The sequence below is a fragment of the Staphylococcus pragensis genome (assembly GCF_004785665.1).
Taxonomy (GTDB): Bacteria; Bacillota; Bacilli; order Staphylococcales; family Staphylococcaceae; genus Staphylococcus; species Staphylococcus pragensis.
Map to the genome: position 1 here is coordinate 147,468 of NZ_SRPJ01000003.1, position 16,855 is coordinate 164,322.

Annotated in this window: 16 protein-coding genes and 1 pseudogene; 7 read left to right on the forward strand and 10 right to left on the reverse strand. The window is 34.6% G+C overall.

The window, feature by feature from the left end; all coding sequences use genetic code 11:
* Positions 1 to 21: 21 nt before the first annotated feature.
* Positions 22 to 1,023 carry an LLM class flavin-dependent oxidoreductase gene (locus tag E2558_RS08525; RefSeq protein WP_126564691.1) on the reverse strand — a complete coding sequence of 334 codons (1,002 nt, stop codon included), beginning with the start codon at positions 1,021 to 1,023 and terminating at the stop codon, positions 22 to 24.
* 238 nt (positions 1,024 to 1,261) lie between these two features.
* On the opposite strand from E2558_RS08525, the gene E2558_RS08530 reads away from it, so the two are divergent.
* The 4 genes from E2558_RS08530 to E2558_RS08545 all read left to right on the forward strand — a co-directional run bounded on the left by E2558_RS08530 (position 1,262) and on the right by E2558_RS08545 (position 5,308).
* Positions 1,262 to 2,452 carry an NADH-dependent flavin oxidoreductase gene (locus E2558_RS08530; protein ID WP_126564690.1) on the forward strand — a complete coding sequence of 397 codons (1,191 nt, stop codon included), beginning with the start codon at positions 1,262 to 1,264 and terminating at the stop codon, positions 2,450 to 2,452.
* Between the two features lie 173 nt (positions 2,453 to 2,625).
* Positions 2,626 to 3,591 (forward strand): biotin synthase BioB, encoded by a 966-nt coding sequence (gene bioB / locus E2558_RS08535; RefSeq protein WP_126564689.1) that lies wholly within the window; start codon positions 2,626 to 2,628, stop codon positions 3,589 to 3,591.
* A 56-nt stretch (positions 3,592 to 3,647) separates the two neighbouring features.
* Positions 3,648 to 3,848 (forward strand): hypothetical protein, encoded by a 201-nt coding sequence (locus E2558_RS08540; protein WP_126564688.1) that lies wholly within the window; start codon positions 3,648 to 3,650, stop codon positions 3,846 to 3,848.
* 182 nt (positions 3,849 to 4,030) lie between these two features.
* Positions 4,031 to 5,308 (forward strand): hypothetical protein, encoded by a 1,278-nt coding sequence (locus E2558_RS08545; RefSeq protein WP_126564687.1) that lies wholly within the window; start codon positions 4,031 to 4,033, stop codon positions 5,306 to 5,308.
* Positions 5,309 to 5,361: 53 nt separating this feature from the next.
* Here E2558_RS08545 and E2558_RS08550 read toward each other — a convergent pair whose 3' ends face one another.
* From E2558_RS08550 to E2558_RS08570, 6 genes and pseudogenes are all read right to left on the reverse strand, one after another.
* Positions 5,362 to 6,177 carry a hypothetical protein gene (locus E2558_RS08550; RefSeq protein ID WP_126564686.1) on the reverse strand — a complete coding sequence of 272 codons (816 nt, stop codon included), beginning with the start codon at positions 6,175 to 6,177 and terminating at the stop codon, positions 5,362 to 5,364.
* Between the two features lie 12 nt (positions 6,178 to 6,189).
* Positions 6,190 to 6,897, reverse strand: a complete 708-nt coding sequence (locus E2558_RS08555; RefSeq protein ID WP_126564685.1) for a hypothetical protein — start codon at positions 6,895 to 6,897, stop codon at positions 6,190 to 6,192.
* 81 nt (positions 6,898 to 6,978) lie between these two features.
* Complete coding sequence (locus E2558_RS08560; protein WP_168210231.1) at positions 6,979 to 7,476, reverse strand: HTH domain-containing protein; 498 nt, start codon at positions 7,474 to 7,476, stop codon at positions 6,979 to 6,981.
* Between the two features lie 163 nt (positions 7,477 to 7,639).
* Positions 7,640 to 7,897: a hypothetical protein gene (locus tag E2558_RS08565; RefSeq protein ID WP_126564683.1), complete on the reverse strand. Its 258-nt coding sequence runs from the start codon at positions 7,895 to 7,897 to the stop codon at positions 7,640 to 7,642.
* 438 nt (positions 7,898 to 8,335) lie between these two features.
* A pseudogene (locus E2558_RS12470) lies at positions 8,336 to 8,504 on the reverse strand (hypothetical protein).
* Between the two features lie 134 nt (positions 8,505 to 8,638).
* Positions 8,639 to 10,057, reverse strand: coding sequence for an anion permease (locus E2558_RS08570; RefSeq protein ID WP_126564682.1), 1,419 nt, complete (start codon positions 10,055 to 10,057; stop codon positions 8,639 to 8,641).
* 194 nt (positions 10,058 to 10,251) lie between these two features.
* Between E2558_RS08570 and E2558_RS08575 the strand changes: the two genes are divergently transcribed.
* Positions 10,252 to 11,451, forward strand: coding sequence for a DUF819 family protein (locus E2558_RS08575; protein WP_126564681.1), 1,200 nt, complete (start codon positions 10,252 to 10,254; stop codon positions 11,449 to 11,451).
* 65 nt (positions 11,452 to 11,516) lie between these two features.
* Here E2558_RS08575 and E2558_RS08580 read toward each other — a convergent pair whose 3' ends face one another.
* Together E2558_RS08580 and E2558_RS08590 are read right to left on the reverse strand one after the other, a co-directional pair.
* Positions 11,517 to 12,302, reverse strand: coding sequence for a putative hydro-lyase (locus E2558_RS08580; protein ID WP_126564680.1), 786 nt, complete (start codon positions 12,300 to 12,302; stop codon positions 11,517 to 11,519).
* A gap of 283 nt (positions 12,303 to 12,585) precedes the next feature.
* Positions 12,586 to 14,202 carry a BCCT family transporter gene (locus tag E2558_RS08590; protein ID WP_126564679.1) on the reverse strand — a complete coding sequence of 539 codons (1,617 nt, stop codon included), beginning with the start codon at positions 14,200 to 14,202 and terminating at the stop codon, positions 12,586 to 12,588.
* A 208-nt stretch (positions 14,203 to 14,410) separates the two neighbouring features.
* Between E2558_RS08590 and nagA the strand changes: the two genes are divergently transcribed.
* Both nagA and E2558_RS08600 read left to right on the forward strand, forming a co-directional pair.
* Complete coding sequence (nagA, locus tag E2558_RS08595) at positions 14,411 to 15,565, forward strand: N-acetylglucosamine-6-phosphate deacetylase (protein ID WP_126564678.1); 1,155 nt, start codon at positions 14,411 to 14,413, stop codon at positions 15,563 to 15,565.
* A gap of 165 nt (positions 15,566 to 15,730) precedes the next feature.
* Positions 15,731 to 15,979: a hypothetical protein gene (locus tag E2558_RS08600; RefSeq protein WP_126564677.1), complete on the forward strand. Its 249-nt coding sequence runs from the start codon at positions 15,731 to 15,733 to the stop codon at positions 15,977 to 15,979.
* Between the two features lie 58 nt (positions 15,980 to 16,037).
* Here E2558_RS08600 and nagB read toward each other — a convergent pair whose 3' ends face one another.
* Positions 16,038 to 16,769 carry a glucosamine-6-phosphate deaminase gene (gene nagB / locus E2558_RS08605; protein ID WP_126564816.1) on the reverse strand — a complete coding sequence of 244 codons (732 nt, stop codon included), beginning with the start codon at positions 16,767 to 16,769 and terminating at the stop codon, positions 16,038 to 16,040.
* Positions 16,770 to 16,855: the final 86 nt, after the last annotated feature.

The following is a 16,855-nucleotide window of genomic DNA, read 5'->3' on the forward strand; positions in this document are numbered from 1 at the left end:
TTCATAACATCCTTTCTCTATTTATAAATACGTGTGTGCTAAAAGTTCGATGGTACGGCATCGTTGCTCGATACCTGGTAATAATGGTACGACCAAGACTTCGTCTGCTTCGAATGTCTCAATCATCGCATCCAAGCGCGGTTTCACTTGTTTTACCGTACCAGCTAAGATGCGTGCGCGGTGTTGTGCGATGAGTCGTTTGTCACGATCATTCAGTTGATAGTTCTTCGCAGTTTCGATAGATGGGAAACGGTCGAATTCCGCAAATTGACGTTTACCTAACAACCACACATCAAGCGCATGCAACAGTTGTTGTGCCTCATCTTCCGTATCCGTCACAATCACAAACGCCGTTATCATCACCTTAGGCGACATGTTTAACTTCGTTTTTTGAAAATGACTGCGATACGTCGCAACACTGTTTTTCGCCGCATCTATTTTATCCTGGCTAGGTAGTAAAAACGTACCTAGCGTGTAGCCCATACCTTGCGTAGCTGCAAACTTGGCAGAACGCTGACTTGTACTTAAGAGCCACATTTCAGGGTGGCGAGTAATCTGTGGTTGCGCGATGACTTTACCCACACGCTGTTCCTCAGGTGGTTGCGTTAAATAACCGCGAATATCCTCGATACTTTGTCTATAATCAAGATAATCGGTTTTATCCTCATCCATGGCACGTTTCACTATCGCAGTGCCAGGATTATTCCCGATACCTAAGTCAACACGACCAGGATACAACGCCTCCAACATCTTGAAGTTTTCCGCCACTTTATACGGACTATAATGAGGCAACATGACGCCACCAGAACCTAGCTTGATTCGCTCAGTTTGTCCTAAGAGATACATCATCAGTAACTCAGGACTACTACCCGCAAAGGCTGGCACATCATGATGTTCTGTTAACCAGAAACGTTTGTAACCTAAGTCGTCCGCAAGTTTCGCAAGTCTTGTCGTATCTTGCAACGCCTGTGCTGCGTCTTTGCCTTCGTCTATCAAGGCATAATCTAAAACACTGAATTCCATCGGACACTCATCTCCAACTGTAAAGTACCATTCCCTTGATTTATATACCCACTCCTATTTTAACGTGTTTGTACCATTTTTGTTAAATTTTGCTTTGCTAGCTTGGAAGAATTTCCCAGGCAATGTTTTTCATTTTTGAAAAGGGGATGAAAGAAGTTCATAAACAAGTCAATTGAGTATTGGGATGTGGCGTGTTACTTTGAAAATAATACATCATGTACGAAAGAGGATGCCGATAATGACACAATATCAACCCTTATTACAACCAATTACTTTACCGAATGGCATAGAATTAGCTAACCGTTTCGTGTTGTCTCCAATGACGACCAATTCTTCTACGAAAGAAGGCCATATTACAGAGGAAGATATCCGCTATGCCAAGCGACGTGCTGGTTCAGCGCCATTACAAGTGACAGGTGCCGCATATATTGAACCGTATGGGCAATTATTCGAATATGGTTTTAACATTTCTGATGATGATTGTATCCCAGGTTTGAGAAAAGTGGCTCAAGCTATGAAGCAAGATGGCAATAAAGCGATTATTCAACTTGCACATGCAGGCAGATTCTCAAATACGGCAATTATGAACTATGGTGAGGTTTACGGACCAAGTCCTATGACGTTACATTCGCCAATCAAACATCACGTATTGGAAATGTCTGTCGAGAAAATCCATGAAGTCATTCAACAATATGCCGATGCGACATCACGTGCGATTCAAGCTGGATTCGATGGCGTAGAAATTTCTGTAGCACAACGCCTGTTAATTCAAACGTTCTTCTCTACATTTTCAAATCAACGTCATGATGAGTATGGTGTAGATACGTTAGAGAATAGAGCGCGATTTGGTTTAGAAGTCATGGAGGCAGTGCAAAATGTGATTGATAAAGAAGCGCCGGATGATTTCATTTTCGGATATAGAGCGACACCGGAAGAAACCAGAGGCAGTGATTTAGGTTATACCGTCGACGAATTTAATCAACATTTGGATTGGGTATTAGAAGTCGCAAATATTCAATATTTGGCAATTGCGAGTTGGGGACGTAACATTTATCAGAATAAGACACGTACGCCAGGCGAGCATTATGGACGTCGTGTTAACCAAGTAGTGTATGAATATTTAGATGGACGTGTGCCGTTAATTGCGAGTGGTGGTATTAATTCTCCAGAAACTGCGCTAGATGCGTTGAACAACGCAGATATGGTCGGCATGTCTTCACCATTTGTTACAGAACCTGACTTCGTACACAAATTAGCTGAAGGACGCGAAGACGAAATTGATTTACATGTGCACCCTGAGGAGTTAGATGAACTCGCGATTCCGCATGCCGCCTTTAAAGATATTGTCCAGATGATGGATTATGGCGAAGGATTGCAGAAGAAAACACGCGACGAACTACGTAAACTCGAGAAAAATTATGATGAATAATGTTATAAAGCCACATTGATTTTATAGTTAGAATCAATGTGGTTTTCTTTTATTTTCAAGGAGAAGTTTAATTTGTGTTCGTTTTAATGTAAACTTATAATTATTAATAGTTTACATTGTTAGTCACGAACGTATCACTGGGCCATTTTAAAAGATAGGGAGTACGAAACAACATGAATTTAAATTTAGCAGAACGCATCTTAAACCATGATTTATTAAGCAAAAACGAAGCTTTAGAATTATTTGAAAATCCGACAATCGACACATTTGAATTATTAAATGAAGCGTACATTGTTAGAAAACATTACTTCGGCAAGAAAGTAAAATTAAATATGATATTAAATGCAAAAAGCGGAATCTGTTCAGAAGACTGTGGTTACTGCGGACAATCTGTCAAAATCAAACAAAAACAGCGTTACGCCTTAGTCGAATCAGAAAAAATTAAAGCAGGTGCACAAGTAGCGACAGACAATCATATCGGTACCTACTGCATCGTGATGAGCGGACGAGGACCAACGAATAGAGAAGTCGACCACATTTGCGACACAGTAGAAGAAATTAAAGCAGTGCATCCACAACTTAAAATTTGTGCTTGCTTAGGATTAACAAACGAAGAACAAGCAGAAAAATTAAAAGAAGCGGGCGTGGATCGTTATAATCACAACTTAAATACAAGTGAAAGATACCATAGCGAAGTCGTAACCACACATACATATGAAGATCGCGTGCACACCGTTGAAATAATGAAAGCACACAATATCTCACCATGTTCAGGCGTAATTTGTGGCATGGGCGAGACGGATGAAGATATTATCGACATGGCTTTCGCATTGAAAGAAATCGACGCAGACAGCATTCCGATTAACTTCTTACATCCAATTAAGGGCACAAAATTTGGAGGATTGGATTTATTATCGCCAATGAAATGTTTGAGAATCATAGCGATGTTTCGATTGATTAATCCAACAAAAGAAATTCGTATCGCAGGAGGTCGCGAAGTTAATTTACGTTCATTACAAGCTATCGCATTAAAAGCTGCCAATTCAATCTTTGTAGGAGACTACTTAATTACAGGCGGACAACCTAACGAACTCGATTACCAAATGATTGAAGATTTAGGATTCGAAATTGACGGGTAAAACATACTGAGTTTATTTATAATTGTTGCGAAAAAATAAAAAAGGAGCAAATAAGGATGGAATCTAATAATAAACCAAAAATAGCGCAAAAACGTTGGTTTAATATTATGTTAATCTTCGTAGGATTTTTAAGTTTTTGTATTTTTTATTTTGTTATGGGTACGAATTTCTTAATGGCATCTTTATTGATGTGGGGGCCTGTAGTCATAGGATTGGTTAATTTGAAAGAGATTAATGATATAGATAAGAATAATTAGATTAGATATTTGAAAATAATAGATGATTAATCTCAATGGAAAGATAGTTTGTTTTTATATATATCACCATAATAAAAATAAAACCCATATAGTGTCCCTATTAAATGCTTAAATATCAGTGTTGAGACTGACATAAAGCTATGCAAACGTCTTAATACTTTTTAAGAATAGGGATGAGAAAAATGAAAGAGAAAAGAAGAAAAGAATACGAAAGTTATTTATTAAAAAATTTAATAGTAGACCAAGATGAATTTTTAGAACAATATAATCCATGGCAAACTGAAAGAGCTAATAATTTAATTAATAAATTTTTAAAAATAACTTCTTCTATAGATTCTAAACAAAGTAAAGATAATAAAATAATATACAACGAAAATGATTTTTCATGGTTAGAAATTGAAAAAGACTATGAATATGCATACCTTATTAAAAAACCGAAAATGACATTTTATAAAAATATTCATTTTGGCATACCTAATCATTTTCACGGGAATATAAGTAAAGCTACAATATTTCAATGTTTAGCTAACCCAAATATAGCTTTAGAAGATAAAAAAACTTCACCTAAAGATTTGAGCGAGTTTTACGAAAAATTCAAAAGTGAACACGTAGAAGATGTTAGTTCTGATTTATCTAATTTTAAAGATAGTAATTCTGTAAAAAATCATCTTTTCGATTTAAATAATTCTATCTTAAGTAAAGAATTCAATAACTTAATAAATAAGGATAAAGATGAAAGAATAAACTTAATAAATAATCAAAATAATTTGGCTAATGGACATTATTATTTAGCACGTTACTACTATCCAATGTTAATAAAAAAAGCACCTAAAACAAATACTTTTAACCAATTTAGAAAAGCGTATTTAAATAGTGAAAAATTAAATACTTTACAAGATGTAAAAGAAAAAATTGATAGAATTAAATTATGTAACTTAGAAGTATTTCCGTTTCGTTCTCAAAATCCACAATTATATTCAAAAAGTGAGGATACACCTTTAATTGGCAAAGAATTAATTTCTTATAATAATAAAACAACTTTATTTAGTCCGAGAATTATTTTAAGAAGAATAGCTCTAAGTATTAAGCATAACGAAGAAAATAAGTATAAAAATAATTTTGAGCCAGATATTCCTATTTTTATTTTCAGAAGATATGAATATGTTTGGAAGGATTTAATAAGAAGAACTTTAAAAGAAAGCTATGATATTCTAAACGAAGAACTTATTGATGAGATATTAATATACTTGGAAGATAATTATTTTTATTATTTAAAAGACAAATATACTAAAAGTCGTTCAGGCGGAGCATTGCTTATTAACAATATTAATTATAAGGCGAAAAATATACCTTTAAGAGAAGAAAAACGTGAACTTGAAGAACAGCGAGAATTTGATGAGCACTATTTAAAATTAAAAAAAGCTCATAAAACCTTAATTTTTGAAGAAGATAACGATTAATAAAAAATAAACCACTTATCTAATATTGCGACTAGATAAGTGGTTTTAAAATTTTATAATCTTTCTGTATTTTTGCGTGCTTTATGGGCATCGGCTGCTACGTCACCTGCTTTACGACTTGCTTCTGATGCATGATAATTTGCTGAGGCTGCATAATCTCTCGCTTCTCCAGAGTAGTGTGCTGCTTGTCTTGCCCAATGAGCTGAAGCGGCAGAGTTCGTTGCTGCCAAGTTAGAAGCGTATCTAGCTGCTCTAGCATCGATACTTGTCTCTGTTACTTTTGAAAGAATATGTTTCTGTTGACCTTCTAAACGTGCTTGATGTGATTCTGTTTCAAATAAGTTAATCGCTTCTTTTAACGTATCAGCGCGTTGATTATATAAATAATTAAACATTGCGCTTAAAGCATCAATATTTGAGTATGAATTTGGAATACGATTATAAACGCCTGAAGCATTTAAAGTTTGATTGATTTCGGATAATGTACTTTGATTTGAACGGATATTTTGTAAAGCAAGTTTAGCACTATCTTGTTCGAATACTTCTTTTTGAGCATTTTCATAACGATTAGAAGTCAGGAAATGTTTGCTTGGATTTTTAATTTTTTTATTTTGAAAAAACCAAACACCAAATACAATTACTCCAATAAAGAGTAGGCCAACTGATTGAAATAAAATAATTGATAAAATTATAATCGCGAGTGCTGGTAAAAGTAAAAATAACATATTCTTTCTTTTTATATTATTTAATGTCATTTTTCGAAGTTTATTATTTTCTTTATTAATAGTATTGTTACAATTTTGAATTTGAGTTTTTCCTTTAATCATTAGGGCAATATCTGACATAAGTTGTTCTTTTGAATTGTTCATTTTTTACTCTCCTTATTCCATTTTAAAGTCAGAAAATTTGATTTGTGTAACGTCTTTATCTTTTGGAGAAAGATCTACAATTTTTTGATCTTCATTATCAAGCTTAATCATCGTATATTTGTAATCTGAATCGTCTGATGAATCGCTATTTAATGCTGCTGGATTAACTGAGAATTGACCTGTATATTCTATATCTTTACTAGGATCTTGTGATTGGCCTGTATTAACGTCAGTGTAAGTTAACAAACTATCTTTTCCTTCTTCTACGGAATCTATAGCGCTACTAATATTATTTTTAGCTTGTTTCTCAGATATTTCCTTTGTTGTTACTAGTGTCATTAAAGGTTTACCGTTATCAGTGGTTACTTCTATATATGATTTAACATCACGATAAGGTGTTTCTTCATAAGATGCATGTTTACTATCAAGTGTCTTCTTCACTTCATCAGCATCTAACTTACGAATAAAATCTGGTGGTACATTTGAATCGCCATCTAATGCAATCATTTTCATTTGTCCATTTTTTGTTAAATATAAATATTCTACTCTAGACTCACCATCTTTATTACTAACCATATAAAGAAGGTGTTCTTTCTTATCATTAATAATATCTTTAATTGAAATGTTCTTTTTATGTTCGATGCTTTTACTACATCCTGTTAGATTGGGGATTAATAAGCCTATCATGATTAATGCGATTAAATATTTCATTCTCTTCATATTTCATTCTCCTTTAAGTAGTTGATTATTAAGAGGCAAGGGCAAGTAAGAAATAAACTTCCATTGCCCTTGGTCTTATAGTTAAACTTCATGTCTTAGATAAATCATTTGAAGTTTAATGAGTTCTGTAGTGAATTGATTGAGTAACGTAGTTGGAGATATAAGACGTAATGATTTTCTATGATTGAAACACAACTCAATCGCTTCTCTCGCACTCACTTCAATTTCAACAGTGAGAGACTTTGAAGTTCGTTGTAAGACTTTAATGTCATAGTTATTTTTCATTTTTTGATATAAATGAGGTGTGATTTCATAAGTTACTTTAGTAGCTTGAAGTGGCGTTCCCATATTTTTATGCATACTTTTGATAAAATAACTGTTTTTACTTTGATCAAAAGTGATTTCCTCTTCAATGTCTGAGTGAAGATTAGCTTCATGTAGATAATATCGAATATTATCTATATCTCTTTGAATCGTCCTTGTGTTAACTTCAAATTGTTTGGCTAAATCTGCCTTATTTACAGTTTGTTTTTTCAACAATTTAGAGTAGATATTAAGTACTCTATATGCCTGTTCCATTCGCATTTCTTCCCTTCACGAAACCTATTTTCATTATAAAAAACGACCCTAGACAGCATGAGTCATTTAGATGAAAGTTTTAATTTTATAAAAATCTTAATTTCATTTAATTTTGTGCGATATATTCATTTTTTCTGAAAATGGATAGTCGAATGATGTCTAACTAATCATTTCCTAGGACATATGAATGTAATACGTACCACTCTGTCAATTCATGAGGCGTCGTCGCAATTTGTTGTAGTAAATAACGTGTATTATCTAAATGATTTAAATAATGGAAAATTCTCTGAAAATAGCATTCGAGTAAATGTTGTTCATTGCCTTGAGTAAGACCGAAGTCGATTTGTTCGTAATAGCAAACGATACTGCTAGGTGTTTCATTATATTTAGCTAACTGTTCAGTAATAATGTCATAAAGCATAGTTTCACCTCCGTTTCTTCATGTAGGAAACTAAAGGCGCCTGCCAAGGCGACTTTTTTCTCTTACGAAGAACGGAATATTAAAGGGGAGAAAGAAGACAAAAAGAACGCAAAAAACCGCCATTACCGAGACGCGGTAATGGCGGCGCCAACAGATGAGTATCGCGTATTCAAGCGATACTCATCTGTATCATGCAATATTGAGATATTTGTATTTATATTGACTATTTTTAAACAAAAATAACCAATGATGTCTAAAGTGTCTGTATCAACTATAAAATAAGTACGTAGAGAATTTTGTTGGTTTAAAAGTAAAGCTTTATTTTGTAAGTAAGATGTTATAGAGGGGTTAGAAGAAGTAGTAAATTGATTGATATTATCTTGGAGAAATTTAAAAAATGAATAACTTATATTTGAGTAGTCATCAAAATCGGAAAGATTATAAATTCGATGATTTACTTTTCTCAATTTTTTCATATAGTTCAAGTAGATTCGCTGTAGTTAATTCATTTTCAATGTGATTGTTAAAATGGTTTAAATTCTGCAGTCGCAAATATCATTGCTTCTTCTTTGGATAATGTATAAGAGCCTCTTTCTTCTGGAATCATAAGAGTCAACTCCTTTTTATGATATTTTTTATATATTATACGTCGATTTTATATTGTTAACAATTATAATTTAGATAAAAGTATATTTGAGATAAAAAAAGGAATCCAATTTAAAATTGAATTCCTTCTTACAATTACATCAGTCCAATGAGTTTCATCCATAGTGAGCCGATGCCAAGCCAAATAATGAAATAAACGATACCTAATGCAAGGTTCATCAGCCACCAACGTTTTTGGCTTATATAACCAGCGCCGTAAATGATAGGTGCCGGGCCACTACTGTAATGTGTTGTAGAAGCCATTAAGTTACCGAAGAAACCTAACATTAATGCACTAAATAATGGATGTGCACCAGCTGCTACGGCTACACCAAGTAAGGCGGCATACATCGCACTCACGTGAGCTGTTGAACTTGCGAATAAATAGTGTGAGTAGAAATAGAATACGATTAAGATGATAAGTACAATTGGCCAACTTAAACCGCCTAAATTGTGAGCGATAAGATGGCTTAACCAAGGAATGAAACCAAGTTTGTTTAATTGATCGGCCATCATAACAAGTACTGAGAACCAAACTAATGTATTCCAAGCGCCTGTTTCGTTTAAAACGTCTTTCCAATTCAATACGCCTGTGATGAGTAATAATGATAAAGCAATAAATGCTGTTAATGTTGCATCTATACCAATATAACTACCTGTCATCCACAATACTAGAGCGATAATGAAGACGCCAATCATGAATTTTTCAGCTTTAGAAATATGACCCATTTCTGCAAGTTGGTCTTCTGCCCATTTTTTAGCATCTGGCGTTTCTTTAACTGTAGGTGGATACATTTTATAAATAATAAATGGCACTACAATGAGAGAAATTAATCCAGGGACAATTGCTGCTAAGAACCAATTCATCCAAGTAATATGCACATGTGCAGTCTTTTCAGCTAAGTTTTGCGCTAAAGGGTTACCTGCCATAGCTGTTAAGAACATTGCCGCAGTGATTAAGTTACCTTGGAACTCTGTGAAGAGTAAGAATGCCCCCATTTTACGTTCAGTACCTTGTTTAGGATCTGAATCGAATGATTTTGATAAGGATTGAATGATAGGGAACATGATACCACCAGCACGTGCAGTGTTACTAGGTGTAGCTGGGGCTAAGATTAAATCAACGCCGACAAGAGAGTAGGCTAAGCCGAGCGTCTTTTTCCCGAAAAGTTTAACGAATTGAAGTGCGATTCGACGACCAAGACCTGTCTTCACGAAACCTCTTGAAATGAAGAATGCCATAGCAATTAGCCAAATACTAGGGTTACCAAAACCTTGAACGGCTGTTTTAGTATCAACGACGCCAACTAATACGGTAAGGGTAAAACCGAGGATAGAGACGGCACCGATAGACATTGGTTGTGTGATACAGCCAACGATAGTTGCTACAAAGATAGCGAACATGAGCCATGCTTGCACGCTTAATGCCTCAGGTCTAAAAGGCGTAATTAAGGCAAGAATGACACCGATAACTACAGGCAGTATAAACTTCTTATACTGAACAGGATTATCCATAATGAAACCTTCTTTCAATCTATTTTTTCAATATTTCATACATTAGGATAGACCTATTTTTTAAGAATGTACAGAGGATGTAAGTAATTAATTGAGAATATTTCTCATTATTTTCTATCTTAAGAATATGTATACTAGCATCGAAAATAATTGATATTTAGTATAAAATGTTACTCAAGGAAGGGGATGGGCTTATGTTTACAATGGGAGCTTTAATAGCTAAAGACGATACATGGGTGTTATGGGCCATTATTATCGTCTGGGCTACAGTGAGTATATTTCTAGAACAGAAATATCAATGGGCAAGTACGATTTCAGGGGCAATTATAGCTTTAGTCGGCGCTATGTTATTATCTAACTTTAAAGTTATACCGACTGAATCACCTGTTTATGACACAGTATGGAATTATGCGGTGCCAATATCAATTCCTCTATTATTGTTTAGTTCTAATATTTTAAAAATATGGAGAGAAAGTCGACGATTATTATATATATTTCTTATCGCTTCGGTAGGTACAATTATTGGAACAACAGTAGGATTTATCTTACTTCATCGTTGGATTCCATATCTAGCTAAGATTGGCGCTATGATGACAGGTAGTTATATTGGCGGTGGCGTTAACTTTGCAGCGTTAAGCACAAAATTTAAAACACCTAGTGATATGATTTCATCTACTGTAGTTGCTGATAATAGTGTGATGGCATTGTATTTTATGTTATTAATTGCAATTCCATCATTGCCATTTATTAAAAAATGGTTCAAGACAGACTATAAAGATGAAGCAACTCCAGAAACACAACAATCATATTGGCAACCCAAAAATATTCAATTATTAGATATAGCTTTTTCGATAGCAATAGCGGTTGCTTTAGTAGCAATCAGTTTTAAATTATCTGAGCTAATTCAACATGTAGTTCCACAGTCTAATATAGTGCTGACTATATTAGTATCTTTCTTTGGAGATCAATACTTATTATTGACTACACTAACGTTGTTAGCAGTAGCTATTTGGGGAGATTTCTTTGATAAGTTGGCTGGGTCTTCAGAAATAGGAACATTTATTATTTACATATTCTTTGTTGTAATCGGTACGCCAGCATCTTTCGTTACAATTATTAAGACTGCGCCATTACTATTTATCTTTGTGATAATAATTTTAATTTTTAATTTAGGTTTAAGTTTGATTATTGGTAAATTATTTAACTTTAAAATTGAGGAAATATTACTTGCAAGTAATGCGACTGCTGGAGGTCCCACTACAGCAGCGGCACTAGCTATAAGCAAAGGATGGCAAGGTTTAATTGGGCCTATACTTATTATAGGTACTTTAGGTTACGTCATAGGTAACTATGCCGGCACACTAATTTATCAACTTTTGATACAAATAGGATAGTAAGAATACAAAAATGGGAGATACGCCAGCTAGGGTTTGATGCTGTGTATCTCCCATTTTTTATATTAATTACTTAATTCATTGTCTTTAATGTCTGTGATGAACATGTGGCCTGGGGAATGTGTGATCATGATGTCGGGTTTGGTGTCTAGTGCCACGGATTGTGGTGTAACGCCGCATCCCCAGAATACTGGGACTTCATCTGCTTTAATGGTAACGGGTTCGCCGTAATCTGGTTCGTTAATATTGTTGATGCCTAGTTCTTCTGGCGTGCCAATGTGAATAGGTGTACCGTGAACGTTCTTGAAGTGCGTTGTGATTTCGGTTGCTTGGATGGCTTGGGCGATGGTCATTGGACGCATGCTTACGGTGATGTTGCCTTTGAATTGTCCGCTAGGTTCGGCTGGAATGTTGGTGCGATACATAGGAACGTTGTGTTCTTCTTCAATATGACGCACAGGGACGCCGGCTTCTAGTAGTGCATGTTCAAAGGTAAAGCTACAGCCGATAAGGAAACTTACCATATCGTCGGTATAAAGATCAGTGATATTATCTGTTTCTTTTATGAGCTCGCCATGTTCATAAATACGATATTTGGGCACTTCTGCACGAATATCTGCATCTTTTCCGTAATAAGGAAAAGAAGGTGAACCTACTTCTGAAACGTCTAATAATGGACATGTCTTTGGATTTCTGAAGCAAAATTTTAAAAAATCATAAGCATAGGCGGAAGGTAAGATAACGACATTGGCCTGGATATAACCTTCTGCCATGCCACTTGTGTGACCTGTTAATTTACCTTCTCGAATAAGTTGGCGTAATGCTTCCGGTGAATATTGTTTGTAATTCATAATTAATCCCCCTTGAATCCCCTTAATTATTTCAAGTTCTTATTACTACAATATTTAAAAATTACACTTATAGCAAGAGACATCTTATTTAATTTTTAATAATCACTTTTTAAAGAATTTGTATGCCAAAGTCATGGAACAATTCACAAATATTGGTAATAAACAATACAAACTCACAATCATCCAGTTATCATCGACTTTATAAATAACGAAAAAGAGTATAAACAGAAATACACTTATTATTACACCTATGATAGGTAATCAATTAAAATATTGTTCTTCATTACGTTTCTGTCTTGTCATCTTTCTGCTCCTTTTCAACAGTATCGCTATCAGATTCACGTTGTTCTAAAGGAATAGAGTAGTCTTTATCGTCATCAATATATGACATTTGGAAGTGTTTGGTATGTTCGCGGCGTAAGGCTCTCATGATTGAAATTGTCATTAGTAATAAAATAATAGAGAATGGTAAACCTGTTACGACTGAAGCGGTTTGTAAGCTTGTTAAACCACCCGCAATCGTCATCGCAACTGAAATTGCTCCAATTAGTAAACCCCAAACGACTTTATGTTTATTTTTAGGATTCTCACTGCCTCCAGTCGCCATACCAGCTACAATATGTGTTGTGGAATCAGCACTTGTCACAATCAGTAAGAATATTAAAGCAATTGCTAATGCGTTAGTGATATCAGATAGTGGGAATTTGGATAGCAACTCGAACAATGCAACCGTATAGTCTTTGTCGACGAGTTGAGTGATTTTATCGCCACCCATTGCAATTTTGACAGCCATACCACCAAAGCCTGAAATCCATACAAATGAAATAAGTGGCGGCACTATGAGTACACACATGATGAATTCACGAATTGTTCGTCCACGAGACACTCGAGCTACGAAGCCACCAATGAACGGTGACCATGAAATCACCCATGCCCAATAGAAGACAGTCCATTGCTGTATCCATGCATTTTTTCCTGAATATGGGTCAATACGTAAACTGTATTCTACAAAGTTTCGTATGTAATCTCCAATGGCTAAAGTGTAAGATTCAAAGATAAATTTTAAGTCGCCAAATATGAGCATAAAGATGAGTAGTACAGCACCTAAAATAATATTGATATTGCTCAACCATTTTACGCCTTTATCTAAACCAGTAATCGTTGAACCTAGGAAAATACAAACCATTAAGACAGTAATTGCAATTTTAGTGAAATTGTTATTTGGTACATGAAAGACGTGACTTAGACCGCCACTAATTTGCATAATACCGAGGCCAATCGACGTTGCAATCCCCATGACCGTAGCAATAATCGCTAGAATATCGATTATATTGCGGAACGGACGTTTGTAAGCTTCGCCAAAGACTGGCTCCATGGCAGTAGAGATTAAACCATCTCTTTTTTTACGGAATTGGAAGTAAGCTACAATTAAGCCGGCCATAGCGAAGATGGACCATTGCGAAATGCCCCAGTGAAAGAAAGTATATCCCATAGCGACACGTGCAGATTCTGCTGATTGATCTGGAACTTTTCCTGGAAAAGGGGAGTGAATATAGTGAGTCAGTGGCTCAGCTACACCCCAAAAGACGATACCTACGCCTAGCCCAGCAGAAAATAGCATTCCCAGCCATGATAAAAATGAAAATTCAGGCTCTTCATCGTCATCACCTAATTTAAAACGACCATAACGAGAAACAGCTAAAGAAATTAAAAAGATATCTAAAATGAAAATAATGAGTAAAAATAACCAACCAAATGAATTTGAAATAAAATCATAAACGTGTTGTGCATAAGTTCCAAATCCCTTTGGGAAAATGCCTGCCATAGCAGTGATAAGAATAATGATGGCTACCGAAATGATATAAACGAAATAATTGTTTTTCTTACGCTTGTCATTCATAGTTTTATTAAGTCATCCCTTATACGTTATTTAGTTATGAGTATACCTATAATTGTAATTATTTTCAAAATTCATTTTTTTGAAAATTTAAGAAAACTAGCGATATAATAAGTTGTTTTGAAAACTTTTTACAAAGCAATAAATTGAATATCTGAAATGCTATAATTGTTATGAATTTAGAACAATATTTAAGAAAAGAAGGTATATCATGTCGAACTATGTCATTACTAATGGGAAAATTTACACAGAAGAACAAGTTATTGAAAATGGATATCTTGTAGTAAAAGATGGCAAAATAAGTGATATTCAAGAAGGCGAGTATACAGGCGATTTACAACAAGTAGATGCTCAAGGACAAAATGTCTTACCAGGATTTATTGATATTCACATTCATGGCGGATACGGTGAAGATGCTATGGACGCCTCATATGAAGGATTGAAACATTTAGCGGAACAATTGTTATCTGAAGGGACAACAACGTTCTTAGCGACAACAATGACGCAATCAGACGAGAATATTGAAAAAGCATTAAAAAATATTGTGGCTTATCAAGCAAATCAGCAACCAGGTGAGGCAGCTGAAATCGGTGGCGTTCATTTAGAAGGACCATTTATCTCGGAACACAAAGTAGGCGCGCAAAATCCAAAATATGTACAACGCCCTTCAGTAAGCAAAATTCAACATTTTCAAGAGATTGCGAACGGACAAATTAAAATTATAACGTTTGCGCCAGAAGTAGAGGGTGCGCATGAAACTCTAAATGCTTTACATGACGATATTATCTTTTCAATGGGGCATACAGTAGCCACATTTGATGAAGCAAATGAAGCGGTTGAACATGGCGCTAAGCATATTACGCATCTATATAACGCCGCAACGCCATTCGAACATCGCGATCCAGGTGTTTTTGGTGCAGCATGGACGAATAAAGGTTTAAACACTGAGGTTATTGTCGATGGTGTACATTCACATCCTGCTTCAGTCAATATTGCCTATAAACAAAAAGGTAATGAGCACATGTATTTGATTACAGATGCTATGCGTGCTAAAGGTATGAAAGATGGCGAATACGACCTAGGTGGTCAAAATGTTATCGTAAAAGGTAAAGAAGCAAGATTAGCAAGTGGTGCGTTGGCAGGTAGTATTTTAAAAATGAATGATGGCTTACGTAATTTAATGACTTTTACAAATGATTCATTAGAGAATTTATGGCGTGTAGCTAGTTTAAACCAGGCAAAAGCATTAAAGATTGATGATACTAAAGGTAGTTTGGCTATTGGCAAAGATGCAGATATCGTTATCGCCAATGATGAAATTGAAATAAGTAAAACGATTAAAGCAGGCACAATTCATCATTTTTAAGACTACCGGCATAGTCAGAATATGATAAATTTTAAAACTTATAGTCTGATGCGTACATATTGTGCACATTTATATTTTTAAAAGGTTTAAAATTGCGAAAATAAGTGAATATAAATATTAACTATGTGAAAAATTGACATATTGATACGAAAGGGGGCTATTACGGTGCAACATGATTTAAGATTTCCAAGTGCAAAAAACTTTTTCACAACTTTGGGATGGTTGTCTATTATAGCTTTAATCGCTGTACTTGTACTTAACTTACTAGTTTATAGCACGTTTAACGGTTTTAATGATTTTAATTTACAATTCAACTTACATCAAATTGAATTAATTTTCGCAATTACGTTTGCGATTATCGCAATTGTAAGCATTATTATGTCTTTAATTTTAAAATTATTTAAACACTCATAATAAATAATTAAAGGACAGGATTCAAAGGTTTTAAATCTTCGAATACTGTCCTATTTTTTTATTTCAAATTGTTATAAATAGTGTCGTCAATAATGATTTCTACATTAGGGTGATTATGCAATATAGATGCTGGTAAATCTTCAGTTGTTTCTCCCTCTAATAAACGACGAATTGCTTCTTGTTTACGTTCTCCAAATGCGATTAAAATAATACGGTTAGCACGCATAATTGATTTTAATCCCATAGATACAGCCTGTTTCGGTACATCTTCAATCTTATCGAAATTCACACTATTGGCTTTAACAGTTGAATCAGTTAAATCCACCACACGTGTTTCACTTTCGAAAGACGTGCCAGGTTCGTTAAACCCAATATGCCCATTTTCCCCAATTCCTAATAGTTGAATATCTGGGTTGCCAATAGATTTTAAATATTCTTCATAGCGTTTAGACTCAGCTTCTAAATCATCCACTTTACCTTGAGGAATATGAATATTCGAAGCTTGCCAACTAGAATTATGATCAAACAATAGCTTATGCATGTACGTGTGATAACTTTGAGAATGTTCAGGTTCTAAGCCCACATATTCATCTAAATTGAACGTTTGTACTTCGCTTAAATCTGTGTCGTTTGCTTCCAATAATTCAGAAAAACGTGGATAAATATCTGTCATTGTATTTCCTGTAGCCAATCCGAGAATTGCTTTAGGGTTGTCTTGAATTAGTTTCAAAAGTTCAATAGCTACATAATCACTGGCAATCGCTTTATTTTTTAAATTAATCAATTTCATCATATAAACGCCTCCATACGTTTATTCAACTAAAGATAATTATTCCCCTTTGTAAATGAATAAGAACTATTTTTAAAAATAGACTA